At 30.7% G+C, this 675-nt stretch carries 1 pseudogene; it reads left to right on the plus strand.

Annotated features, from left to right (window positions below):
* A pseudogene (locus DMP16_RS11175) lies at positions 1–675 on the plus strand (type II secretion system F family protein); the annotation flags it as partial.

A 675-nucleotide genomic window follows, 5' to 3' on the forward strand; every position in this document is an offset into this window, starting at 1 on the left:
GAAATATCCTTGCAGGAAAGGATTAGGGATCTTATTGAGGAGAGTTTAGATAATCTAAAATCCTCCCTTGAAAGTTATGTTAATAGAGCTAACGACATTGTTGAAATATTATTTATGTTATATTTGGTTACTCCCATGGTATTACTAGCATTTCAATTTATATCATCATCAATTAATTTATTTATGTTGTTAATACCATTATTCTTTTCACCGGGTATTTATTTGATGATAACTTTGTCACAACCCAATGTGGGATATAACGTGGCTTTAACAACCAAGGAGAAGCTTATACTTTTGTGTCTTCCGTTAGCGATAGGTCTTCTACTCTTACGTATAAATCTACTTTATGATATTATTATAGTTTATGCATTATTTACTATATTTACATTTTTCGTGTATAATCGTATAAAAAGTAGCGATGATATACTTCATACTATGCCGAATATTTTATCTGATATTGCGGATTATGTCAAATTAGGCTATGGTGTAAGAAATTCTCTGCTTAAATTAAATGAGAAGAACTTAGACACTAAAACGACTAAATTTATTGGGAAGGTAAAGGAATTAGTAAAAAGAGATCTGCCCTTAACTCGCCTTAACACTAACAGCTGGGTTTTGAATGCCGTGCTAGAATTCTTAGATAATTTAGAAAAGAAAGGATATGCTGATAGTTTT

The organism is Sulfolobus sp. B1 (genome assembly GCF_007050195.1).
Lineage (GTDB): Archaea > Thermoproteota > Thermoprotei_A > Sulfolobales > Sulfolobaceae > Saccharolobus.